The following is a 22,733-nucleotide window of genomic DNA, read 5'->3' as shown; positions in this document are numbered from 1 at the left end:
GCGAGGGTGTAGACGATGTCCAAACCCTGCTTTTGCGCGACTAATACCGCTTGGTCGTTGATGGTTCCGATGTCGCTCTCTTGGCCTCCAGAAAAAGCAAAGAAGATGGTTTCCGACAACGTAATGTCTGCTCCAGATACGGTCGATACTATCGTTGAGAGTTTTGTCAGATATGGATCAGACCAAAAAACTTTTTGTGTCATACATTTAACCGAAGTAATACTTGAGCTTGTTGCGCAATGACTCGAAGTACTCTTCGTTCATTTCAGCAACAATCGGTGAATTCATTCCATCCAGTACTTTTTGACGCAAAACAGCGAGCTCTTCTTTACGCGTTACAAAACGCATCATGAAGTCGTGAGCATAATCCAGTCCAGCATAGCTCGCACTTTCTGAAAGAGCAGATAGCTGAGCATCCGTTAAATCTAATGTCATCTTTGGCATACCCCAATGCTAGGCGTTGAAATTGAGTTTGGCAATCACTGGATACTGCCCGATACATCCAGTTACAAGCCCACAAAAGCAAAAACCCCAGCGCGAACGCAGGGGTTTTTTCAGTTTCAGATGGTGGCCCGGGGCGGAATCGACCAGTGCCGAGGATTTCTAATCCTACCTCTCGACTGCCTTTTTAAACGACATCAAAAACCAATCGTGTAGGTGGCAAGAACAGTGGTGGTTGATACCGCCTGAAATGGCTCTTGACGATAGATACCCGTGACACTAAAGCGTTGGCTCTTGGTGATGTCATAGTAAACGCCCACCGTTGCCGTTGGTCTTGTCTTTACTGGGTTGGGATTGAAGTTCACTGGAGTTAAGCCAGTAACCCCAGTAGCCGAGTACGTACCATTAGCCGTGTTGATGTCGGTTTCGAGGCCTGCACTAGCAAAGAGCGTGGTATTTGGAATGCCGCGATAACGGGCTTGCGCACCAGCAAGTGCTGTTGTGGCATTGGTGTTCAGAGCTGAGTAGGTGAGTGACGCTGTTACTGCTGAGCTGGTAGCTTCGGTATAACCGCCCATGTTGTTTCGGGTATAGCGCATGCCCACATAGGGACTGACTAGCATATCAGGTGCTAGAACAAAACCATACTTGGCCGTAATTTGCGCGCCTTGGCTGTTTAAATTAGATGAGCCAGTGCCCGCTTCACTTAGGCCCACGATTTGGCGATTGACCGTGGTGTTCTTTTGTCCATAGGCTGCAGATACTTTGACTTCAGTACCCGTGCCATCGATGCGTTGGTTCCAGACACCAAATAAACCAATGAGCGGCGAGCTGTTAACGAGGTTTACGGTAGAGCCCGTATTATTGACGGATAGGTTCTGATCGGCATAGGCGCCAATCCGCATAGTAGGTTTAATGCGATAGGCAGCAATCAGAAGCGCGCTGGTGTTATTTAAGCCATTGGCAGCGGATACTGCGGTATTGCGACCACCCGCAGACACGCACACATTGTGCTCACCAAATACCGGGCAGTCATAAGAGAAGCTGTTGGCTAGAACCGAATTTTGTAAGGCATAGGTGTTTTGTAGGGCAGCGGCATTATTGACTATGGACCGCTGAGTGCCCATGAGGGAGACGCCAGCAAACGCAAGATCGAATCCCCCGCCATTAGCAACCAAGGCCCACGTCATATTATCGTAGGCACCAGAAGACGTTCCGGTAGGAAGAGCGGTCCCGCTTAAAACACCAGAGTAAGAGCGCGAGGTGATAAAGGGTGCGCCATAAATATCGAAGTTAGTGATGGGGGTTGAGCCAGGGTTGGTTACAGCCAACTGACCATAGTGCGAAGCTGAGTTAATGATGACCTTGTAGTTGGTGGGCAGATTACCCCTGTACGTTAATGCCGTAGTAGATGGGGAAGAGCCATTACCGCCTTGGGCGTTGCTCAAGGTGCCGATGGTGCCTGGGTTACCAATTCCGGTTCCACTATCTCCACCTGAGATCGTGCCCGAGTTGGTCAACGTCTCGATGGTGCCGTCGTTGTAAATGCCATATCCACTCTCTCCAGCCGAGATCGTGCGGTTGTTGGTCAACGACTCGATTGTGCCGTCGTTGTAAATGCCAAATCCACTCTCTCCAGCCGAGATCGTGCCCGAGTTGTTAAGGGTGGTGATGGTGCCAGGGTTATAAATTCCAACTCCACCAACTCCACCAGATCCAGCAGAGATCGTGCCCGCGTTAGTCAGGGTAGTAATGGTGTCTGAGTTAAGAATTCCGTATCCAATATCTCCAGCCGAGATCGTACCCGAGTTGGTTAGGGTATTGATGATGCCAGAGTTAAAAATCCCATATCCATCGTCTCCAACCGAGATCGTGCCTGAATTGGTAAGGGTGGTGATGGTGCCAAAGTTATAAATTCCGTTTCCAACATCTCCAGCCGAGATCGTGCCCGAGTTGGTGAGGGTATTGATGGTGCCAAAGTTATAAATTCCGTTTCCAAGATCTCCCGCCGAGATCGTGCCCGAGTTGGTGAGGGTATTGATGGTGCCAAAGTCGTTAATGATCCCGACTCCACCATCCGCCGTGATCGTGCCCGAGTTGGTTAGGGTGGTGATAGTGCCATCGTTATAAATTGCGTATCCACTATTATCAGCTGAGATCGTGCCCGAGTTGGTGAGCGTGGTGATAGTGCCACCGTTATAAATTCCGTATCCACTATCTCCAGCCGAGATCGTGCCCGAATTATTATTTAGAGTGGTGATGGCCCCTGCGTTAACAATTCCAGCTCCACCAGCTCCACCAGAGATCGTGCCCGAGTTGGTGAGGGTGTTGATGGTACCTTCGTTTGAAATTCCGATTCCACCCGCTCCAACCGAGATCGTGCCCGAGTTGTTCAGGGTGGAAATGGTGGCTCCGACACCGTAGTTCTCTATTCCAACGACTCCGATGGCACCTGCAATAGACTCAGAGTTGTTCAAGGTGGTGATGGTGCCAGTGTTATGAATTCCGGCTCCCTTCCATTCAACCGAGATCAAGCCCGAGTTGTTCAGCGTGGCAATGAAACCTTGGTTATAAATTCCATATCTCCTCTCTTTTCCAGCCGAGATAACACCATTGGCTGTATTGTTTATCGAATTCCCTAAACCCGAAACACTAATTACCGTTCCCCCAGAATTCGACACTTCGACTAGGCCGCTTGTGGGAGTGCCAATAGTGAGGTTTGCGCCTGTCAACGAGATGCCAGTATCACAAGAGCTGCTTACTGTAGTGTCACCTGACACGATTGGGCAGGGGGTTTGGGCATGGACACCCGCCATGGCAATGAGGGTCGATCCCACTACAAGGGCAATCTGTTTAATGGCAGAATTAATCACGAATTTTGTCCATTGAATCAAATACGTTTGAGTTCTTAGTTAACAATTGTCATTTATTCGCCCTGGATTTACTAGCTTTTTGACTAGTAATTAGCGCTGAAGCTCGAAAATAACCATCAAAATCTGTCAAAGCAGGCTGACCAAGGCCTCGGTCCTCTGCCATGCCCCCCGTCTCTTGACTACACGTTCATACCAAATGCTTTTTCAAAAGGACATGACTCAACTGAACTGTCGTGTAACACGACACTCGAACATCAAGCCAAACTAGCAGCCGCCATCGTGGCAGTTAATTTTGAGTAATGCCGCTCAATCATCAAGACCGAATTGCCCATCTGCCGAGCCAGAGTGTGTATGTCAGTGCCATTTTCCAGCAGTTCCAACGTGGCGTAGGTGTGGCGTAACGAATACAGCGTTCTGACCTGACCATTACCCGTCCGTAGCAATCCCGTATCCTTTAAGAGCCGCTTGAACATGCCATCCACTCGTGCTGGTTGATGCAGATCACTTGTGCGAAATACCAGCTGCGAACAATTACTGGTCAATAATTGATCAAACGAGATCCCAGCAACGTCACTCTGTCTGGCGTGCAATCGTTCCAATACCGCAACGGCAGCATGTTTGGCAATCAGCCAGCGCCCACCAGTTTTGCCATCGACCCAGATGCGCAAATATCTAACGCCCTTATCTGTATGCCAACTGACGTGCTGCCATCGAACGCCCAAGGCTTCAGTGCCGTGTCGCATGCCTGTGTACAGCAACATTTCCACATAGTCCCGCACTAGTGGTCGTGTGATCCGCTCTATCGCTAACCTGCCCTGACCAGTCCATGCAGGCATTGCCGCTTGTAGCTGATCAATCTCAGCACGAGTAAACGCTGGTCGGGCAACACTCTTGATGCCAATCGTGGTCAGCCGAGGTATCTTGGCATTTGGGCTAATCCATCCGTGTCTTACGCCAGTTTCACGCAGACGATTCCAAGCCGACGCGAAGTTCATCAGGGTGGATGCTCTAGGCTTTTTCGCCATCTGCCGATCACGCCACAGTTCAAAGTCCATGATGTCTTGATGGGTCAGCTGTTCAAACTGCCTGTCGCCGAAGTAGGGCAGGAAGTAACGCTCAATACAACTGACATAGCTGTCGTATGCGGTCTTGCCACGAGCAGCATCTATCAGTCGCCCGAGTTCTTCCAGTGTCGCAGCCGCAATTTGTGCAAAGCTGCGTGCCGTGTGTGCTAAGCCCAGTCTCTGGCGAAATCTGGCAAGGTCATAGGCTTCACAGGCAACTTCTACTGCCAGTTCAAGTGATGCACGTTTCGTCGATTGTCTATGCCATGCTCCGTTCCGGATGCGGTAGCGGAATTGCCATAGTGGGCTATCTGTACGACGAAACACAACTACATCACCGTCCCGTAACTGGACGCTTGTGGGTTGTGCGTATTGGAGACTGTGGAGATTTGGTCGTTCGTAGGTAGGTCGGGGCACAAGTGCGAGAGTAGGTAAGAGATCTCGCTTGCGGGACATTAGGTGTTGAATATGGTTTTGTTCATATCGCTATTTTAATTTCTGATTTTGTAGAGGTCGACCTGAGTTTTTGATGAATGCGGTGTCGAAGTGTCGTGTTACACGACAGTTATGAATCAACCGTCCCGTAACTGGACGCAGCAGGTTTCGTCCGTTCAAAAGCACGTTGCCAACCTGTAAACCATGTGCTCGGTATAAAAACAAGCCCAGAAATGCAAAAACCCCAGCGCGATGGCAGGGGTTTCTATAAATTCAGTGGTGGCCCGGGGCGGAATCGACCGGGGTATTGAGGATATCTGACTCTAGCTCCCTTTTATCGAAGTTTTTCTTCCAATCAGTACCGCTCCCAATACCGCAATAGCAAAAATTACATTAAATAAAGTAATGGGTTCCTCTAATAAAAAGTACGCACCTATCAAAGTCAAAAAGGGTTGTAAAAGTTGAACTTGACCAACTCTTGCGACTCCGCCTAAAGCAATTCCTCTGTACCAAAAGAAAAACCCAATAAATGCTGAAAAAAAGCTTACATACAAAAATGAGATGAAAACACCAACTGATAAATCGGTTAGAGCTATATTGGCAAAAAGATAGGTGGCAGGAATATTGATAGGCAGAGTCATTGCCACTGTCCAACTAATCACCTTGATAGCGCCCATCTCTTGAGCTAACTTGCCTCCCTCGCTATAACCAATTGCCGCTGTAACGATGGCAAGTAATAACCAGATATCACCAAATGCCAAACCACCACTATCAATCATTGAGTAGACTAAAACGAGAAGTGTTCCACAAACTGCGGTAATCCAGTATGCAAAGGATGGTCTTTCACGAAATCGAATGGCCCCTACCGCAGACATCGCTAAGGGAATAATTCCAAGCACGATTCCGCTGTGTGCTGAGGGCAACGTTTGCATCGCTAGGGATGTAAAGATTGGAAACCCATACACCACACCAAATGCGGTGATTAGGAGTTTTTTAAATTGGGATTTTGTTGGTAATGGCGACTTGGTTAGCAACAACAATAGCGCGCCACATACGCCAGCAATAACAGCTCTACCAAATGACACATAAAAAGGTGTCATCTCCTGAACCGCAATGCGAGTGAAGGGCAAGGTGAGGCTAAATATGGCCACTCCAATAAAGCCGATCAACATTCCTTTGGTTTCTTTTGTCATCACAACATTCTAGATGAATGTCGTTTTAAACGACATCACAGACCCCCAAAAGCAAAAACCCCAGCGCGAACGCAGGGGTTTCTATAAATTCATTGGTGGCCCGGGGCGGAATCGAACCACCGACACAAGGATTTTCAATCCTCTGCTCTACCGACTGAGCTACCAGGCCAACTGAAGGACGAAATATTACACCAATTCAGACAAGCATGCTTAGTCGAGCTTGGTGCTGGTCCGTTTGAGGATGGCAGAATAAAAGTCACTTTCCTGGGCGAGCATGGTGCTGAGTTCTTTTGGCGACACCACAGTGACGTCCATCGCCTGATTTTCAATCTTCTTTTGAATATTGCCATCTTTTTGTATCTCAGCCATGGCGCGATTGAGTTTAGCGACGACGTCGGGGGGCGTGTTGGCGGGCGCGAACATCGCCGTCCAAGTTCGGATACCAAAATTCGGAACGCCACCTTCTGCAATGGTAGGAATATTATTCAAGGTACTACTACGTTCGGGGCCTGTAGTCGCAATGAGTTTGATGCGACCGTCTTTGACCTGCTCCATCATATTGCCGACTAGGGATGTGATCATGACATCGACGCGTCCCGCAACGAGATCATTGAGTGCTACGCCGGCACCTTTATAGGGGATATGGAGCATATTGATCTTGGCGGCATCGTTTAGCGCCTCCGCAGCTAAATGCTGAGCTGAGCCGTTTCCCGAAGAAGCAAAATTCACCTTGCCAGGGTTGGCTTTTGCATACTTGATCAGATCGCTAACACTGTTGACACCGATGTTGGCGGAAACTAAGACGCCCATGGATTGGGTTGTCGCTAAGGAGACGGGTTGCAGGTCTTTCAGAACGTCATAGGTCGGTTTTTTATGCAAAAGCGGTGTGATCACCGTGGCGGGGGTGCCCCAAAACAGGGTGTAGCCGTCCGGCGCCGCTTTAATGACGGAGTCCGTGCCAATAAGTGTGCCAGCACCTGCGCGGTTTTCGACCAAAACAGGCTGGCCAAGCTTAGTGCTAAGTTCTTGGGCAAAAAGTCGGGCCACAATGTCGGTAGACCCGCCTGGCGCATAGGCCACGACAATGCGAATGGGTTTGTTGGGGTAGTCTGGGCTGGCTGAGGCTTGCTGAGCGGCCCAAAGCGGCAAAATTGCGAGTGCGGCGCGGGTGATTATTTTTTGAATATTCATATCGGTCTCCTGTGTAGGGCATTGTACGGAATGTCTCGGGCTCCGGCCCAGCCAAGGGCATTGCGTGAACAACTTGGTTTGCACCCTTATAATAAGGGTTGTTACGTAGATCTAATAAAAAATTCCTTTATCTATGTCGGTTAGCGTCCTCGCTCTTGGGTTGAACCACGTCTCGGCACCTGTTTCGGTGCGCGAGAGGGTATCTATGCCTGATGATTTAGTGCAGCCGGCACTGAATGCCTTGCGTCAGGCCTTCGGTGGCGCGGTCAAAGAAGCCGCGATTCTTTCAACCTGTAATCGCACTGAGCTTTACTGCGCTGCTGAGCCGCAAGTCGCGCAACAGCTCCCTGCATGGCTCGCTGACTTTAATCGTATTGAGGCTGGGGAGCTTGCACCACACGTGTATTTGCATGGGCGAGATGATGCTGTGCGACATGCTTTCCGCGTCGCGAGTGGTCTGGATTCCATGGTGTTGGGCGAGCCTCAGATCTTGGGGCAAATGAAAGATGCAGTGAGGGCTGCGAGTGATGCGGGTGCGCTGGGTACCTTGTTACATCAGCTCTTTCAACGCACTTTTTCCGTGGCCAAAGAAGTCCGTTCCACCACCGCGATTGGTGCGCAGTCTGTTTCGATGGCCGCTGCCGCTGTGCGACTTGCTGAACGCGTATTCGGTGAGTTGTCGACATCCAAGGTGCTCTTTATTGGTGCTGGCGAGATGATTGAGCTCTGTGCGACGCACTTTGCTGCCCGTCAGCCAAGTGCGATCGTGGTTGCCAACCGTACCCTTGAACGTGCCGAGTCCCTGGCGAAACGTTTCTCTGCTAACACCATGCGCTTGGCAGACTTGCCTGACAGATTGGCTGAGTTTGACGTGGTGGTGTCCTGTACGGCCAGTACCTTGCCTTTACTGGGTCTGGGGATGGTCGAGCGCGCCACAAAACAACGCAAGCGCAAGCCGATTGTGATGGTTGACTTAGCCGTGCCCCGGGACATTGAGCCAGAGGTCGCGCAGCTTGAGGATGTCTATCTGTATTCAGTCGATGATCTTGCCTCCGTGGTGCAGAGTGGTACGGAGGCGAGACGCTCTGCCGTGGTGCAGGCCGAGGCCATCATTGATACTCGCGTCAGAAACTTTATGCACTGGATGCAAGTTAGGGCAAATGTCCCCGTGATTCGCGATCTGCAAACAACCGCTCAGGCTGTGCAGGCTCAGGAGCTTGAGCGCGCACGCCGGATGCTGGCTAAGGGCGAGTCGCCCGAGGCCGTTCTCGAGCAGCTCGCACATGGTCTAACGCAAAAATACTTGCACGGAACTTTAGCTGCGCTCAACCATAGCGAAGAGGCAGAGCGTCAACAATTGCTTGGCTGGCTGCCCCGTATATTTCCGTCTGGATCCGAACGCCGTTAGCGACACTGCTGACTGATCTCGCTTTAAGCGAGTGGTACGCCGTTCTGATCCCCCCAACTTTTTTACACAAGACCGTTCCTCATGAAACCTTCAATGCGCGCTCGCCTTGAGCATCTTTCCCGTCGCTTGGTCGAGGTGGATGCCTTACTTTCAGAGCCTGATGCGGCTAATGATATGAATCAGTTTCGCAAGCTTTCGCGTGAACGCGCTGAGCTTGAGCCAGTCGTCAAGGCGTTCGAAGCCTTTGAGGGGGCGAATACTGATTTGGCCGGTGCCAAGGAGATGCTGGACGATCCCGAGATGAAATCGATGGCGCTCGAAGAAATCGAGGCGTGTAAACAGCGCATTGAAGCACTCGCTGCCGATTTACAACTTCAGTTATTGCCCAAAGATCCTGACGATGGGCGAAGCGTCTTTGTAGAAATTCGCGCTGGCACAGGTGGAGACGAAAGCGCGCTTTTTTCAGGTGACTTACTCAGGATGTACACGCGCTACGCCGAGCAGCAAAGCTGGCGCGTCGAACTGATGTCAGAGAGCGCCTCCGAGCTGGGTGGCTACAAGGAAGTGATCGTTCGCATCGACGGTGATGGTGCCTATGGACGGCTCAAGTTCGAGTCTGGGGCGCATCGTGTTCAGCGGGTGCCTGCGACGGAAGCGCAAGGCCGTATTCATACATCAGCTTGCACCGTTGCAGTCATGCCAGAGGCTGATGAGGCGACCGATATTGTGATTAATCCCAGTGACTTGCGGATAGACACCTTTCGAGCGAGCGGTGCAGGCGGTCAACACATTAACAAGACCGACTCTGCAGTCCGTATTACGCACTTGCCAACCGGTTTGGTTGTGGAATGTCAGGATGATCGCTCACAGCATCGCAATAAAGACAAGGCACTGCAGGTTTTAGCCGCGCGCCTCAAAGACAAAGTGCAACGGGAGCAGCATGACAAAGAAGCCGCGCAGCGTAAAAGCCTAGTGGGCTCGGGTGATCGTTCCGAACGGATCCGTACCTATAACTTCCCGCAAGGTCGCTTGACAGATCATCGCATTAATCTCACCTTGTACAAATTGGGCGCCATCATGGAGGGCAACCTGAGTGAAGTCACCGGGGCATTGATTGCTGAACATCAGGCAGAGCTTCTTGCCGCGTTGGGCGACGGCGTCTGATGCAGACCGGCCAATCCCTTTTGCAGTTGTGCGGTTTGCCTCGGCTAGAGGGTCGTATGCTGCTTGAGTTTGTTTTGCAAAAACCCCGCGAGTGGCTGCTTGCGCATGATACAGACCCGCTCACCCCTGAACTGTCGGCACAGTTTTTGACGCTTGCGGCCCAGCGACGACAAGGCGTCCCCATGGCGCATTTGATCGGTTGGCGCGAGTTTATGGGGCATCGTTTTGAGGTCAACGCCGCGGTGTTGATTCCACGTCCTGAAACTGAACTCTTGGTTGAGGTGGCTTTGGCATCCTTGGCTGGATTATCGAAACCTGCCGTGCTTGATATGGGCACTGGGAGCGGCATTGTGGCGATCAGCTTGGCACTTGCCCGCAAGGATGCCTTTGTCACCGCGACAGATATCAGTGTGGAGGCTTTGGTCGTGGCACAGCGCAATGCTCAGGCTTTGAGCTCACGCGTTCAATGGCGGCAAGGGAGCTGGTTTGAGGCCTTGCCGCAGGAGGCAAGATTCAATGTGATTGTGTCTAACCCCCCTTATATTGCCGCCAACGACGATCATTTACTGCAAGGCGACTTGAGGTTTGAGCCTGCCCAGGCGTTGACGGATGGCCGAGACGGCTTATCCGCACTTGAAATGATCATTCGTGGGGCGGGTAGCCGACTTTTTTCAGGCGGTAGCCTCTGGCTCGAACATGGTTATGATCAGTCTGAGGCCGTGAGCCAATTACTGACTCAGTCAGGATTTAACGCGGTGCAAACACACGCCGATTTGGCGAATTTGCCGCGTGTGACCGGAGGCGTGTGGGCATAAGGATTTATCTCCACTCTGCCTCTTATAATATTATTTTTGTGGTTATTCCCACCTCTATTTTTTTATCGATCAGGACTATCATGAGCGACGTTCAGCAATTTATCCGTGACACCGTCACAAAAAATCCGGTTGTATTGTTTATGAAAGGTACAGCGCAGTTTCCACAGTGTGGGTTTTCTGGCCGTGCAATTGAAATCCTCAAAAGCAACGGCGTGACCAAGTTGGTGACTGTCAATGTGCTCGAGGACGAAGAAGTCCGCAGCGGCATCAAGACCTTTTCGCAGTGGCCAACCGTCCCTCAGTTGTATGTCGGCGGCGAGTTTATCGGCGGCTCAGACATCATGGGCGAGATGAACGCGAGTGGCGAACTCAAGACCGCCCTGGATCAGGCTGGCGCCACCACATAATCTTACGTCGAAGGGACCTGTTGGCGGGTCAGTGGGATGACGGGAGCTAGACTCTCCGTATCGTTATTTCCGAAGATTCGAGAGGCGCTGGATCAAAAGCGGTGTCCCCTAGTGGATTCGCTTTTCCGTCAGGTCTTAACCCCACAAAATCAAACAACTGTGGGTCCATCAAGTGAGACGGTGTCACGTTAGCTAAGGCTTTAAAAATATTCCAGGCACGCCCAGGATATTTTTTATCCCACTCCAGCAGCATGCGTGTGACTTCTTTACGCTTCAGATTTTCTTGCGAGCCGCACAAGTCGCAGGGGATGATGGGAAACTGTTTCCAATCTGCATATTCGATCAAATCTGTCTCGGGTAAGTAGGCGAGGGGCCGAATGACGGTGTGTCGACCATCATCTGAAACAAGCTTGGGTGGCATGGCCTTGAGCTTGGCGCCATAAAACATATTCAGAAAAAAAGTACCGAGAATGTCATCGCGGTGATGACCCAGCGCGATCTTGGTTGCGCCAAGCTCAGTGGCCACGCGATACAAATTACCGCGCCTCAGTCGAGAGCACAATGAACAGGTTGTTTTACCCTCTGGGATCAGTCGCTTGACGATCGAGTAGGTGTCGCGTGTTTCGATGTGAAACGGCACGCCGACTTGGGTTAAATACGCAGGTAAAACGTCGGCGGGAAAGCCCGGCTGCATCTGATCGAGGTTAACGGCGACGATTTCAAAATCAATCGGCGCACGACTGCGCAAGGTCATCAAAATATCGAGCATACTGTAGGAGTCTTTGCCTCCGGAGACACAAACCATCACACGATCGCCGGCTTCGATCATATTAAAGTCAGCAATCGCTCGACCCGTTTCGCGCATGAGTCGCTTTGAAAGTTTGTTTTGTTCGAGACGCAGTCGCTCGAGGCCTTCCTGCATGATCAATAGCCCTGTTGTTTGAGGTGACGCGTCACGGTCTCACGGTCACCTGAAAAAATAATCCGGGAGGCTTTGCCAGCCCGTTGATGTTCATACATTGGATCGTAGTATTCGGTGAGTAAAGGCCGAATCCAATCGCGGTGTGCATCAAGCGCACCTGTGGCCTTTTGCGAAGCGAGCGCCTCAAGCATGCGTTGATTCAGGCGGGCATGACGTTCACCCCCTAGACGTTTGTAGAGATTTTGCAGGCTTTCCAAAAGCCGTGCTGAAAAGGCTTCAAAGCCAGCCTCTGTGCCAAGTTTGCGCGCAAACTGTCCACCAAGATCTTCGACATAGTCATGCAAGATACGCTCGACCCGGGACTCCGTCGGTTCTTCGACCCAAACCACAGGACTCACTTGCATGATGTCTCTTAAGGGAATGGGGAGGGCGCATTTGCCTATCAGGCGTGACTCGTCCTCGAGCGCGATATTGTGTTTGCCAGCGGCATGCAAACGCATAAACGCAATCGCCAAACTATTATCAAAATCAATTTGTACGGGTTGATCGGTCGCATGCTTACCAAAGCTTGAGCCCCGATGGTGCGCAAGCTTCTCAAGATCGATCGTGGCATTCAGATGGTGGATGACCTCAGTCTTGCCGCAGCCGGTAAATCCTGCGACCAGCACAAATTTAGAGGTTGCAATCGATTTGGTTAGCTTTTCAATCAAAAAACTGCGCATGGCCTTGTAGCCACCAATGATGCGCGGGTAGGGCAGCCCGGCTTCCATAAGCCATTGCTGAGAGATGCGGGAGCGTAACCCGCCTCTAAAACAATAAAGATAGCCTTCGGGGTGCGCCTGTGCAAACTTGACCCATTGTGCAACGCGTTGCACTTTGGTGTCGCCTGAGACAAGTTCGTGACCCAAGATGATTGCTTTGTCTTGACCCGCATTTTTGTATTTCAACCCGACAAGGTGACGCTCCTCATCATTCATCAAGGGTAAATTGACCGATGCGGGAAACGCGCCTTGAGCAAATTCAACAGGTGCACGTACATCGAGCAAGGGCGCACCGCTCATGAGAATCGAAGCAAAGTCTTCAGTATCTGGCCGCGTGCTCATGGTTGGCGCGTGTCCTGAAGGATGCAATCTGCTAGTGGGGGGGCGGCAAGAGTGAGCTCAAAACAGCGCAACTCATCACGTCTAAAAACATGGACGCTGATCTTTTGATCAGGCTGGTAGCTTGCCAGAATTGCATCCAAGGTATTGGAGACGGAGTCTATACGGACGCCATCAATCGCGACAAGGAGGTCATGGGCTGAAAGGCCCGCAGTATGCGCGGCACCGCCTTCAAGGGCGGCAGCAATCACCATGTGTTCACCCTGTTTCCGTGTGCGGATATCTAAGGATGGTCGGGCGTTTCCAGTTTTCCATTCTAGACTCAGGCCCTGCGTTGTAAACAGTTGTTTGAGCGGGAGATCTTCGCGTCCATAAGCCCAGCGCTGAATCTCGTCCGAGACATCGACACCGGTCGCATCGCGCACGAGTTGTGGAAAGCCTTTCTCTGACAGTCCGATAGGATTGCCTTGATAAAAGTCACGACCATAACGCACCCACAGCAAGCGCATCACATCATCGAGACTATGCTGATGGTCTGTCGCGAGACGAATCGTGAGGTCGAGCGCGAGTGCGACCAACGAACCTTTTGTGTAGTAGCTAATGATGGCATTTGCTGCGTTTTCATCTTGCTTGTAATAACGCGTCCAAGCATCAAAAGAACTTTCTGCAACGGATTGTTTGTGACGTCCGGGCATGGTCATGACAGAGGCGATTTGTTTGCCTAGCGTCTTAAGGTAAGTTGGCTGATCAATCACGCCACTTCTTAGCAAAAATAAATCATCGTAATAGGACGTGAATCCTTCAAAAATCCAAAGCAAGCGCGTGTGACTTTCAGCAGCAAGCCTGTAGGGCGCAAAGGCGGCAGGTTTGATGCGTTTGACATTCCACGTGTGAAAGTACTCGTGACTGACCAGACCTAAAAAGGTTTGATACCCCTCAGGCGCTTTGTCATGCTCGAGCGTGGGCAGGTCTTTGCGTGAAGCCATCAAGGCTGTGGAGGCACGATGCTCCAAGCCGCCATACGCATCTCCCGTCACCATGGTCATAAACACGTATTTATTTGCGCTGTCGAGAAACGGTACTCGCGCTGTTTCAGGTTCAAAGAAACGGATCTGCGCTTCGCAGATTTTTTTGACGTCCTGCGCAATGCGCTTGAGATCAATATTTGGAACTACCCCAGTAAACACCATTTCGTGTTTAGCGCCGCAGGCCTCAAATTTGATGACTGCCGGGGTGCCCATTTCTACAGGATGGTCAATCAGTGCATCATAGTTTTCAGCAAGGTACGTCCCAAAACCATTGCGAGAAATTTTTGCATTGACGCGTGTATCTTGGGGCAGGCTCGTAAACGCATTCCAACGGGCGGGTCTTGGGGGCTCCAGGAGCGACAGACGGCAGGGATGATCTTCTTGGCCGTGCACCTGAAAAAAGACGCTTGTGCCATTGAAAAAGCAATGCGTTTCGTCGACATGGGCGCCGCGTACGGACAAATCCCACGCGTAGATCACCGCTGTGATGATGACGGGGGCTTTGCAGGGCGCAATACGCCAGCGATGATTATCTAACTTGGTAATAGAGACTTCTTGATAGCCTGATTTCGCTGAGATGTGCTCGAGATGCCGTGAAAAGTCGCGGATCAGGTAGCTGCCTGGGATCCAGGCCGGCAGGGAGATGATTTGCCCTTTTGGGTCCGGCTCCGCAATGCGCAGAGTCACGCGCAGGCGATGTCCCGACAAATCAACGGGTTCTAGGCTGTAAAGTAGAGGTTTGCTTTTAAGTTTACGTTTCATAGCCTCTATCTTATTTCACATTTTCAGGAAGACATCATGAGCGAAAGTTTTGTGTTGGTTGAAACGCGGGGCCGAGTGGGCCTTCTGACCTTGAATCGCCCCAAGGCGTTAAATGCGCTAAATGACCAGCTGATGGATCAGCTTGGGGCCGCCTTGATTGCGTTTGACGCCAATGACGAAATTGGCTGCATTGTCATTACCGGAAGCGAAAAGGCGTTTGCCGCAGGCGCAGATATTGGCGCCATGAAAGATTGGTCCTACATGGACGTTTATCGTAGTGAATACATCACCCGCAACTGGGAAACATTGCGCTCAGTCCGCAAGCCTGTGATTGCCGCTGTGGCGGGTTACGCGCTGGGCGGCGGTTGTGAGCTTGCGATGATGTGCGACTTTATTTTGGCGGCTGACTCTGCAAAATTCGGACAGCCAGAAATCAAGCTGGGTGTCATTCCTGGGGCGGGTGGGACGCAGCGATTACCGAGAGCCGTCGGCAAGGCAAAAGCAATGGAGATGGTCTTGACTGGGCGCATGATGGATGCCGCTGAGGCTGAGCGGGCAGGCCTGGTGTCGCGAGTCATTCCCGCAGAGCGTCTTTTAGATGAAGCCATCGAGACTGCAATAGTGATCGCTGGCATGTCGATACCCATCGCAATTATGGCAAAAGAGTCCGTCAATCGTGCATTTGAGTCCTCGTTGCGCGAGGGAATTTTGTTTGAGCGTCGCGTTTTTCATGCGTGCTTTGCGACAGAAGATCAAAAAGAAGGGATGGCCGCTTTTGTGGAGAAACGAAAACCCAGTTTTAAAAATAAGTAACTTTTTATCAGGTGGGTGGTGATCCCCTTTGTTTTGGCAAGAGCGGTAATTAACCAGCATATTTATTAAAAAAGGGTCAAGCTGATGGATGCCAAGATCTTGGATTGCACCACCTATAAAAAACAGCTATAATAATTGGGTTTGCCGGAAAGTATAATTTTTTTTATGGCTGACTCAGCGGCAAAACAAATGCAAAAGCAAGTAGAACCAATGCAGGTTGATTCGGTTGTTTTAACCGAGGCAGATTTGGTTTTGATTGATGCGCGTGCTCGGGAAGATCTGAAACAGGTTGTTTTTGCTCAAGCACTATCAGCAATATTTGTTGCATTATTTGTTTGGCTGGTTGGCGGTATTGATGCGGGGTGGTCAGCTTTAGCTGGTTCTGGTGCTTACTTTATCCCTAACTCTTTATTTGCAATGCGACTATTTTTAGCGACATTTCGTCCTGGTGGATCAAGTGCCCTCTTGTTTTTGGTGGGTGAGTTCATCAAAGTATGCGCAGTAGTCGGATTGTTGTGGTTGTTAGCTCATGTAGGTGCTGAGCGCGTGGTGTGGCTGGCTGTCATCGCCGGCTTGATCGCAGCGCTCAAAGGCTATATTTTGGTGCTGATGTTTGGAAAGCGTGCGGTAACGCGCCCAACAAACGGCTAGTTTGACGAATTTTTTAGAGAACCCTCATGGCTGCTGCAGCTGACGTATCGCCCCAAGCCGCATATATTCAGCACCACTTGGTGCATTTCAATAGTCTTGGCGAAAAGCAAACCGCAATCGCCAACTTTGGCGTGATCAACTTCGATTCAATGTTTTGGTCGTTCTTGATGGGTTTAACCGCGGTAGGCTTAATGTGGTTTGCAGCTAGAAAAGCGACCTCAGGTGTTCCAGGGCGCTTTCAGGGTTTTATTGAAATGCTGGTGGATATGGTCGACCAGCAGGCCCGTAGCATCATCCCAAGTGAAGAAACCCGCAGGTTAGTTGCACCACTAGCTATGACGGTTTTTATGTGGATTGTGCTGATGAATGCACTAGACTTGATCCCTGTGGATCTTGCGCACTACGTCTTTCATTTGATGGGTATTGGCATAAACAGCACGGACCCCCTCCATTTTCATCGCATTCTCCCAACTGCTGACCTAAACGTACCGATGGGTATGTCCATGGGTGTATTGCTGTTGATGTTGTACTACGGCCTCAAAATCAAAACGCCTGCAGGTTTCGTTAAAGAATTGTTTACTGCCCCTTTCCATGCACACGGTTTTGCTGCGGTCCTTTTAGCTCCAGCCAACCTCTTCCTCAATCTTGTGGAGTATGCAGCGAAGTCGGTGTCACTTGGTATGCGACTATTTGGCAATATGTTTGCCGGTGAGCTTGTATTCATGTTGATCGCTCTGTTGGGTGGTGCTTGGACAGGTTTTAATTCGATGAGCATGAGCTTAGGAATAGCCCATATTTTGGCTGGCTCAGTTTGGGCGATTTTCCATATTCTGATTGTGTTGCTGCAGGCGTTCATTTTCATGATGTTGACCTTGGTCTACATCGGGCAAGCTCACGAAGGCCACTAAAAGTGTAGTGAGTGTTACGTCAAGTTTGCGGCTTGATAGTTTTTACTTGGCGGTTTTGTAGTTTGAATTTTGACAATTTTAATTTTTGATACATAGATAATAATTAAGGAGTTTTCATGACTAACGTCGCTTTCGTAGCTCTCGCTTGCGGTTTAATTATCGGCTTGGGTGCTTTTGGTGCCTGCGTGGGTATTGGCATGATGGGTGGCAAGTACCTTGAAGCTTCAGCACGTCAGCCTGAGCTGATGAATGCTCTGCAAACTAAGATGTTTTTGCTGGCTGGTCTGATTGATGCCGCGTTTTTGATTGGTGTAGGTATCGCCATGTTGTTCGCTTTCGCAAATCCTTTCGTCTAATCGATAGGATAATCACAGGCCTTTTGGGTAAGTGAACGAGTGCACGTGCTAAGGGTTAATGTTTTCACCTTTGGCTTATTGATTCAGCCCTTCCAAGCAATTTCGCCTGAAGGGTACAAGATGTAATAGGGAAACGACCGTGAATCTGAACGCGACGATCTTTTTCCAGATGATCGTGTTCTTTGTCTTAGGTTGGGTCACGATGAAATTCGTGTGGCCACCTCTGACAAAGGCTATCGACGAGCGACGCCAAAAAATCGCTGAAGGCTTGGCTGCTGCCGAAAAAGGCAAGATAGACCTCGCTCAAGCTCAGGCGCGCATTGGTTCGATCGAGGCATCTGCGAAAGCTGAGCTCCACACCCGAATGATTGATGCTGAAAAGCAGGGCGCCCAAATTATTGAGCAAGCCCGTGCCGAAGCTGAAAGAGAACGCGCACGCATTCTCGCGCAGGCAAAACAAGACGCAGCTCAAGAAGTGCAGCGTGCTCGTGATGTACTGCGTGACGACGTTGCTAATCTCGCTGTCAGAGGTGCCGAGCAGATTCTCAAGCGCGAAGTGGATGCCCGCGCCCACGCCGAGTTGCTCACGCAACTTAAGGCGCAGCTTTAATCTCCGGGGTCGACATGGCAGAACTATCCACCGTTGCTCGTCCTTACGCTGAGGCTCTTTTTGCCGTCGCGCGTCAAGACGCTGCTGGTTTGGCCGCATGGGCTGAGCAGGTCCAGCAGCTAGCTGATATCGCAGCGGTCGAAGACGTGCGCGTCGCAATGGCCGATCCGCGTCTCGAAGACGCTCAGCGTTCGAGCGTATTTTTGAGTCTGGTTAAGCCTGCAGCATCTGCTTCGCTACAAAATTTTGTAACGTTATTGGTTGCAAACGACCGTCTCTCACTGTTAAGTCATATCGCGGAGCAGTTTCATGCTTTGCGCGACGAGGCTGAAGGTGTTGCGCAGGCTGACATCACTAGCGCTTTTCCAATGACTGAGCAGCAAGTCTCAGATCTAATTAAGCTGCTTGAGCCAAAATTTGGTCTCAAGCTTAAGCCCCACGTGAACGTTGATGCCTCCCTGATTGGTGGCGTGCGTGTTCAAGTGGGTGACCACGTACTCGATACCTCCGTGCAAGCGCAGTTAGTCCGCATGCGCGACACGATGGCGGTTTAACCCGCCCCAAAGATTCCAGGAGTCTGAACATGCAACTCAATCCGTCAGAGATTAGCGAACTACTCAAGAGCCGTATCGAAGGTCTGGGCACATCGTCCGATATTCGTACACAAGGCACGGTCGTTTCCGTGACCGACGGCATCACCCGCATTCATGGTCTGTCAGACGTGATGCAGGGAGAAATGCTTGAGTTCCCCAATAACGTTTTTGGTCTTGCGCTGAACTTAGAGCGTGATTCTGTGGGCGCTGTTATTTTGGGTGATTACACAGGCGTTTCCGAAGGTGACGCAGTCAAGGCAACCGGCCGCATTCTCGAAGTGCCTGTTGGCCCAGAGCTGCTTGGGCGCGTAGTGAATGCTTTGGGTGTGCCGATCGACGGCAAAGGCCCAATTAATGCCAAAGAAACAGACGTCATTGAAAAAGTAGCGCCAGGCGTGATTGCACGTAAGTCCGTGTCACAGCCTATGCAGACTGGCTTAAAGTCAATTGACTCCATGGTGCCAATCGGCCGTGGTCAGCGCGAACTCATCATTGGTGACCGTCAGACGGGTAAGACTGCTGTCGCGGTTGACGCGATCATTAACCAGAAAGGCAAGGGCGTAAAGTGCGTCTATGTCGCGATTGGTCAAAAGGCTTCGACAGTCAATAACGTACTGCGCAAACTCGAAGAGTTTGGCGCGCTTGACTACACAATCATTGTGGCAGCCACAGCTTCTGACTCCGCTGCGATGCAGTACTTGTCAGCGTATTCTGGTTGCACGATGGGCGAATATTTTCGCGATCGCGGCGAAGACGCTCTAATTGTTTATGATGACTTGACCAAGCAAGCGATTGCTTACCGTCAGGTTTCATTGCTTCTGCGTCGCCCTCCAGGCCGTGAAGCATATCCTGGCGATGTGTTTTATCTTCACTCACGCTTGCTTGAGCGGGCCGCTCGCGTCAATGAAGCCTACGTCGAAAAGTTCACCAACGGTGCAGTAACAGGTAAGACTGGTTCACTCACAGCATTGCCAATTATTGAGACGCAGGCTGGTGACGTTTCCGCCTTTGTTCCAACCAACGTGATTTCGATTACTGACGGTCAAATCTTCCTTGAGACCGACTTGTTCAACGCTGGTGTCCGTCCCGCAATTAACGCCGGTATTTCGGTGTCGCGAGTGGGTGGTGCAGCGCAGACCAAGATCATCAAGAAGCTCTCCGGTGGTATTCGTACTGACTTGGCTCAGTATCGGGAACTCGCAGCGTTTGCGCAGTTTGCTTCCGACCTCGACGATGCAACACGTCGTCAGCTTGAGCGCGGTAAGCGCGTGGTTGAGCTACTCAAGCAGCCTCAATATCAGCCATTGCAAGTTTGGGAGCTCGGTGTGATCCTGTTTGCCGTGAACAACGGATATTTGGACGACGTCGAAGTCTCCAGCGTGTTGCCCTTCGAGAAAGGTATCAAAGACTATCTCAAAGCGAAAAACGCTGCGATGATCGAGCGCATTGAAAGCACCAAAGAATTGTCGAAGGACGATGAGGCAGAGCTGGTTGCTGCATTGGTCGACTTCAAAAAGAACGGTACCTACTAAGTAACCCGCTATAACGACGACCCGACTTCATTGTTGGGTTGTGCGCAAAGCAGATGGTCTGAAACCTGAACGACAGGTCTGACACAGGAAGCGAAATGGCAGGAATCAAGGAAATTCGAACAAAGATCAAGAGCGTGCAAAACACGCGCAAGATCACCAAGGCGATGGAAATGGTCGCCGCCTCCAAAATGCGCAAAGCGCAGGAAAGGATGCGAGCTGGTCGTCCATACGCGACAAAAGTCTATGACATCGCTAGCCACTTGATGGAAGCGAATCCCGAGTACACGCATCCCTATTTGATCGAGCGCAATGACCTCAAAGCAGTGGGTATTGTTGTGGTCTCGACTGATAAGGGTTTGTGTGGTGGCCTAAACACCAACATCATGCGCTTAGTCTTTAGTCGCATGCGCGAGTTCAATGGCAAAAATGTACGGACTCAATTCACCGCCTTCGGTAACAAAGGCTTGGGTGTGTTGACACGTATTGGTGCTGATGTTGTCTCTCAGGAAATCGGCTTGGGTGACAAGCCTGAGCTCGATCGTTTGATTGGCGCGATCAAAGTGCAGTTAGATGATTTTCTAGCGGGCCGTATTGATGCGGTTTACATCGCAACCAATCGGTTCGTCAATACAATGAAGCAAGAGCCAACGTTTACGCGCCTTTTGCCTCTGCCAGGAAAACTGGTTGATCCTTACCATGCCTCATCAGCATCTGGACAAGACGGCGAAGCCGTTACGGCCGAACATGGTTGGGATTATTTGTACGAGCCTGATGCTCAGACCGTGATTGACGAGTTGTTGCAGCGTTATGTCGAAGGTCTTGTGTACCAGTGTGTAGCAGAAAGTATGGCGTCAGAGCAGTCTGCCCGAATGGTTGCCATGAAGGCGGCATCGGACAACGCTAAGAAGGTCATTGGCGACTTGCAACTCGTCTATAACAAGACGCGTCAAGCCGCTATCACTAAAGAAATTTCGGAAATCGTGGGGGGCGCCGCGGCTGTCTAATGTTTAGACTGCCTAACGGTATCCCATCAGACTTTATCAAGTAAGGATCAGACATGAGCAACGGAACCATCGTTCAGTGCATCGGCGCCGTGGTGGATATTCAGTTTCCCCGCGATAACATGCCCCATATTTATGAGGCGCTCCGCCTAGCGGACGACACTTCAAAATTCGCTGAAAAAGGCTTGACCTTTGAAGTGCAGCAGCAGCTCGGTGACGGCGTTGTCCGTACCATTGCGCTAGGTTCAAGCGACGGCTTACGCCGTGGCATGGCTGTGTCAAAAACAGGCGCACCTATTTCTGTGCCGGTCGGTACAGGTACCCTCGGCCGTATTATGGACGTGTTGGGTCGCCCGATTGATGATGCGGGTCCAATCGCCAGCACAGAATTGCGCGCGATTCACCAGCCTTCCCCAAAATTTGACGAGCTCTCACCTTCGGTTGAGTTGCTTGAGACAGGCATCAAGGTGATTGATTTGGTGTGCCCTTTCGCTAAAGGCGGTAAGGTTGGTCTGTTCGGTGGTGCTGGTGTTGGCAAGACCGTCAACATGATGGAACTCATCAATAACATCGCTAAACAGCACAGCGGTTTATCCGTGTTTGCGGGTGTAGGCGAGCGCACACGTGAAGGTAACGACTTCTATCACGAGATGGCAGAGTCAAACGTATTGGACAAAGTGGCGATGGTGTTCGGTCAGATGAACGAGCCACCAGGTAACCGTCTGCGTGTGGCACTGACCGGTCTGACAATGGCCGAGAAGTTTCGCGATGAAGGTCGTGACATTTTGTTCTTTGTGGACAACATCTACCGTTACACCTTGGCCGGAACAGAAGTGTCCGCTCTGCTGGGTCGTATGCCTTCAGCCGTGGGTTATCAGCCAACACTTGCCGAAGAAATGGGCGTTCTTCAGGAACGTATTACTTCGACAAAGACAGGTTCGATTACGTCGATTCAGGCTGTCTACGTGCCTGCCGATGACTTGACCGATCCATCACCTGCCACGACATTCCAGCACTTGGATTCGACGGTTGTGTTGTCGCGTGACATCGCTTCGCTTGGTATTTACCCAGCGGTTGATCCACTCGATTCGACCAGCCGTCAGCTTGATCCTAACGTTGTGGGCGAAGAGCACTATAACGTTGCGCGTGGCGTTCAACAGACGCTTCAGCGTTATAAAGAATTGCGTGACATTATTGCGATTTTGGGTATGGACGAATTGTCTCCAGAGGACAAGCAAGCTGTGGCCCGTGCGCGTAAGATTCAGCGTTTCTTGTCTCAGCCATTCCACGTTGCCGAAGTCTTTACCGGTTCGCCTGGTAAATACGTTCCTCTGTCGGAAACACTCCGTGGCTTCAAGATGATTGTTGATGGCGAGTGCGATGCACTGCCAGAGCAAGCGTTTTACATGGTTGGTGGCATCGACGAAGCCTTCGAAAAAGCCAAGAAACTCCAATAAGGATACGTC

Annotated in this window: 21 protein-coding genes, 1 tRNA gene and 1 pseudogene; 13 read left to right on the top strand and 10 right to left on the bottom strand. The window is 50.9% G+C overall.

Annotated features, from left to right (window positions below; all coding sequences use genetic code 11):
* The 7 genes and pseudogenes from AC8GE9_RS15585 to AC8GE9_RS15555 all read right to left on the bottom strand — a co-directional run.
* Positions 1–203: pseudogene (locus AC8GE9_RS15585) on the bottom strand (alanyl-tRNA editing protein); the annotation flags it as partial.
* Positions 204–207: 4 nt separating this feature from the next.
* On the bottom strand, positions 208–444 hold the full coding sequence (locus AC8GE9_RS15580) for a hypothetical protein (RefSeq protein WP_506678085.1): 237 nt from the start codon (positions 442–444) through the stop codon (positions 208–210).
* A gap of 194 nt (positions 445–638) precedes the next feature.
* Positions 639–3,314 (bottom strand): beta strand repeat-containing protein, encoded by a 2,676-nt coding sequence (locus tag AC8GE9_RS15575; RefSeq protein ID WP_506678084.1) that lies wholly within the window; start codon positions 3,312–3,314, stop codon positions 639–641.
* Between the two features lie 254 nt (positions 3,315–3,568).
* Entirely contained in the window at positions 3,569–4,705 is a 1,137-nt protein-coding gene (locus AC8GE9_RS15570; protein ID WP_506678083.1) for a tyrosine-type recombinase/integrase, read from the bottom strand.
* Positions 4,706–5,136: 431 nt separating this feature from the next.
* Positions 5,137–6,006: a DMT family transporter gene (locus AC8GE9_RS15565; RefSeq protein ID WP_506678082.1), complete on the bottom strand. Its 870-nt coding sequence runs from the start codon at positions 6,004–6,006 to the stop codon at positions 5,137–5,139.
* A gap of 93 nt (positions 6,007–6,099) precedes the next feature.
* A tRNA-Phe gene (locus AC8GE9_RS15560) sits at positions 6,100–6,175 on the bottom strand.
* A gap of 41 nt (positions 6,176–6,216) precedes the next feature.
* Positions 6,217–7,197: a Bug family tripartite tricarboxylate transporter substrate binding protein gene (locus AC8GE9_RS15555; RefSeq protein WP_506678081.1), complete on the bottom strand. Its 981-nt coding sequence runs from the start codon at positions 7,195–7,197 to the stop codon at positions 6,217–6,219.
* Positions 7,198–7,330: 133 nt separating this feature from the next.
* Between AC8GE9_RS15555 and hemA the strand changes: the two genes are divergently transcribed.
* The 4 genes from hemA to grxD all read left to right on the top strand — a co-directional run bounded on the left by hemA (position 7,331) and on the right by grxD (position 10,991).
* Positions 7,331–8,605, top strand: a complete 1,275-nt coding sequence (gene hemA, locus AC8GE9_RS15550; RefSeq protein ID WP_506678080.1) for a glutamyl-tRNA reductase — start codon at positions 7,331–7,333, stop codon at positions 8,603–8,605.
* 81 nt (positions 8,606–8,686) lie between these two features.
* Complete coding sequence (prfA, locus tag AC8GE9_RS15545) at positions 8,687–9,769, top strand: peptide chain release factor 1 (RefSeq protein WP_506678079.1); 1,083 nt, start codon at positions 8,687–8,689, stop codon at positions 9,767–9,769.
* A complete protein-coding gene (prmC, locus tag AC8GE9_RS15540) occupies positions 9,769–10,584 on the top strand; it encodes a peptide chain release factor N(5)-glutamine methyltransferase (protein WP_506678078.1) in 816 nt (271 codons plus the stop codon). The genes prfA and prmC overlap by 1 nt, the downstream gene beginning before the upstream one ends.
* A gap of 80 nt (positions 10,585–10,664) precedes the next feature.
* Positions 10,665–10,991, top strand: a complete 327-nt coding sequence (grxD, locus tag AC8GE9_RS15535) for a Grx4 family monothiol glutaredoxin (protein WP_506678077.1) — start codon at positions 10,665–10,667, stop codon at positions 10,989–10,991.
* 46 nt (positions 10,992–11,037) lie between these two features.
* Here the strand turns inward: grxD and ttcA are convergent, their stop codons facing one another.
* From ttcA to AC8GE9_RS15520, 3 genes are read right to left on the bottom strand one after another with little or no spacing between them, the layout of a single operon-like run.
* Entirely contained in the window at positions 11,038–11,913 is an 876-nt protein-coding gene (gene ttcA / locus AC8GE9_RS15530) for a tRNA 2-thiocytidine(32) synthetase TtcA (protein WP_506678076.1), read from the bottom strand.
* A 2-nt stretch (positions 11,914–11,915) separates the two neighbouring features.
* The gene (gene mnmH, locus AC8GE9_RS15525) at positions 11,916–13,016 is read right to left on the bottom strand and encodes a tRNA 2-selenouridine(34) synthase MnmH (RefSeq protein WP_506678075.1); all 1,101 of its coding nucleotides are present in this window, start codon (positions 13,014–13,016) and stop codon (positions 11,916–11,918) included.
* Positions 13,013–14,803: a M61 family metallopeptidase gene (locus tag AC8GE9_RS15520; protein WP_506678074.1), complete on the bottom strand. Its 1,791-nt coding sequence runs from the start codon at positions 14,801–14,803 to the stop codon at positions 13,013–13,015. Before AC8GE9_RS15520 ends, mnmH begins: the two co-directional genes overlap by 4 nt.
* 36 nt (positions 14,804–14,839) lie before the next feature.
* On the opposite strand from AC8GE9_RS15520, the gene AC8GE9_RS15515 reads away from it, so the two are divergent.
* The 9 genes from AC8GE9_RS15515 to atpD all read left to right on the top strand — a co-directional run bounded on the left by AC8GE9_RS15515 (position 14,840) and on the right by atpD (position 22,724).
* Positions 14,840–15,616, top strand: coding sequence for an enoyl-CoA hydratase (locus AC8GE9_RS15515; protein WP_506678073.1), 777 nt, complete (start codon positions 14,840–14,842; stop codon positions 15,614–15,616).
* A gap of 189 nt (positions 15,617–15,805) precedes the next feature.
* The gene (locus AC8GE9_RS15510) at positions 15,806–16,267 is read left to right on the top strand and encodes an ATP synthase subunit I (RefSeq protein ID WP_506678072.1); all 462 of its coding nucleotides are present in this window, start codon (positions 15,806–15,808) and stop codon (positions 16,265–16,267) included.
* Between the two features lie 26 nt (positions 16,268–16,293).
* A complete protein-coding gene (gene atpB / locus AC8GE9_RS15505) occupies positions 16,294–17,175 on the top strand; it encodes a F0F1 ATP synthase subunit A (protein ID WP_506678071.1) in 882 nt (293 codons plus the stop codon).
* A 116-nt stretch (positions 17,176–17,291) separates the two neighbouring features.
* Positions 17,292–17,531, top strand: a complete 240-nt coding sequence (gene atpE, locus AC8GE9_RS15500) for a F0F1 ATP synthase subunit C (protein WP_506678070.1) — start codon at positions 17,292–17,294, stop codon at positions 17,529–17,531.
* 139 nt (positions 17,532–17,670) lie between these two features.
* Complete coding sequence (locus AC8GE9_RS15495; RefSeq protein WP_506678069.1) at positions 17,671–18,141, top strand: F0F1 ATP synthase subunit B; 471 nt, start codon at positions 17,671–17,673, stop codon at positions 18,139–18,141.
* A gap of 14 nt (positions 18,142–18,155) precedes the next feature.
* The gene (locus AC8GE9_RS15490; RefSeq protein ID WP_506678068.1) at positions 18,156–18,695 is read left to right on the top strand and encodes a F0F1 ATP synthase subunit delta; all 540 of its coding nucleotides are present in this window, start codon (positions 18,156–18,158) and stop codon (positions 18,693–18,695) included.
* 29 nt (positions 18,696–18,724) lie between these two features.
* A complete protein-coding gene (gene atpA / locus AC8GE9_RS15485) occupies positions 18,725–20,266 on the top strand; it encodes a F0F1 ATP synthase subunit alpha (RefSeq protein WP_506678067.1) in 1,542 nt (513 codons plus the stop codon).
* Between the two features lie 95 nt (positions 20,267–20,361).
* Entirely contained in the window at positions 20,362–21,270 is a 909-nt protein-coding gene (gene atpG, locus AC8GE9_RS15480; protein ID WP_506678066.1) for a F0F1 ATP synthase subunit gamma, read from the top strand.
* Positions 21,271–21,323: 53 nt separating this feature from the next.
* On the top strand, positions 21,324–22,724 hold the full coding sequence (gene atpD / locus AC8GE9_RS15475) for a F0F1 ATP synthase subunit beta (RefSeq protein ID WP_506678065.1): 1,401 nt from the start codon (positions 21,324–21,326) through the stop codon (positions 22,722–22,724).
* The last annotated feature ends 9 nt before the right edge of the window (positions 22,725–22,733 follow it).

It is taken from the genome of Zwartia lucis, from assembly GCF_965234455.1.
In the GTDB taxonomy this organism is placed as follows: Bacteria; Pseudomonadota; Gammaproteobacteria; order Burkholderiales; family Burkholderiaceae_B; genus Zwartia; species Zwartia lucis.
The sequence above is the reverse complement of the archived record's forward strand: the minus strand, read 5'-3'. Positions and strand labels throughout refer to the sequence as shown.

What these genes read in the sequence shown, in the direction of transcription:
- AC8GE9_RS15580 (WP_506678085.1), bottom strand. Translation starts at nt 444, where the DNA reads ATGCCAAAGATGACATTAGATTTAACGGATGCTCAGCTATCTGCTCTT.
- AC8GE9_RS15565 (WP_506678082.1), bottom strand. Translation starts at nt 6,006, where the DNA reads ATGACAAAAGAAACCAAAGGAATGTTGATCGGCTTTATTGGAGTGGCC.
- AC8GE9_RS15555 (WP_506678081.1), bottom strand. Translation starts at nt 7,197, where the DNA reads ATGAATATTCAAAAAATAATCACCCGCGCCGCACTCGCAATTTTGCCG.
- hemA (WP_506678080.1), top strand. Translation starts at nt 7,331, where the DNA reads ATGTCGGTTAGCGTCCTCGCTCTTGGGTTGAACCACGTCTCGGCACCT.
- prfA (WP_506678079.1), top strand. Translation starts at nt 8,687, where the DNA reads ATGAAACCTTCAATGCGCGCTCGCCTTGAGCATCTTTCCCGTCGCTTG.
- prmC (WP_506678078.1), top strand. Translation starts at nt 9,769, where the DNA reads ATGCAGACCGGCCAATCCCTTTTGCAGTTGTGCGGTTTGCCTCGGCTA.
- grxD (WP_506678077.1), top strand. Translation starts at nt 10,665, where the DNA reads ATGAGCGACGTTCAGCAATTTATCCGTGACACCGTCACAAAAAATCCG.
- ttcA (WP_506678076.1), bottom strand. Translation starts at nt 11,913, where the DNA reads ATGCAGGAAGGCCTCGAGCGACTGCGTCTCGAACAAAACAAACTTTCA.
- mnmH (WP_506678075.1), bottom strand. Translation starts at nt 13,016, where the DNA reads ATGAGCACGCGGCCAGATACTGAAGACTTTGCTTCGATTCTCATGAGC.
- AC8GE9_RS15520 (WP_506678074.1), bottom strand. Translation starts at nt 14,803, where the DNA reads ATGAAACGTAAACTTAAAAGCAAACCTCTACTTTACAGCCTAGAACCC.
- AC8GE9_RS15515 (WP_506678073.1), top strand. Translation starts at nt 14,840, where the DNA reads ATGAGCGAAAGTTTTGTGTTGGTTGAAACGCGGGGCCGAGTGGGCCTT.
- AC8GE9_RS15510 (WP_506678072.1), top strand. Translation starts at nt 15,806, where the DNA reads ATGCAAAAGCAAGTAGAACCAATGCAGGTTGATTCGGTTGTTTTAACC.
- atpB (WP_506678071.1), top strand. Translation starts at nt 16,294, where the DNA reads ATGGCTGCTGCAGCTGACGTATCGCCCCAAGCCGCATATATTCAGCAC.
- atpE (WP_506678070.1), top strand. Translation starts at nt 17,292, where the DNA reads ATGACTAACGTCGCTTTCGTAGCTCTCGCTTGCGGTTTAATTATCGGC.
- AC8GE9_RS15490 (WP_506678068.1), top strand. Translation starts at nt 18,156, where the DNA reads ATGGCAGAACTATCCACCGTTGCTCGTCCTTACGCTGAGGCTCTTTTT.
- atpA (WP_506678067.1), top strand. Translation starts at nt 18,725, where the DNA reads ATGCAACTCAATCCGTCAGAGATTAGCGAACTACTCAAGAGCCGTATC.
- atpG (WP_506678066.1), top strand. Translation starts at nt 20,362, where the DNA reads ATGGCAGGAATCAAGGAAATTCGAACAAAGATCAAGAGCGTGCAAAAC.
- atpD (WP_506678065.1), top strand. Translation starts at nt 21,324, where the DNA reads ATGAGCAACGGAACCATCGTTCAGTGCATCGGCGCCGTGGTGGATATT.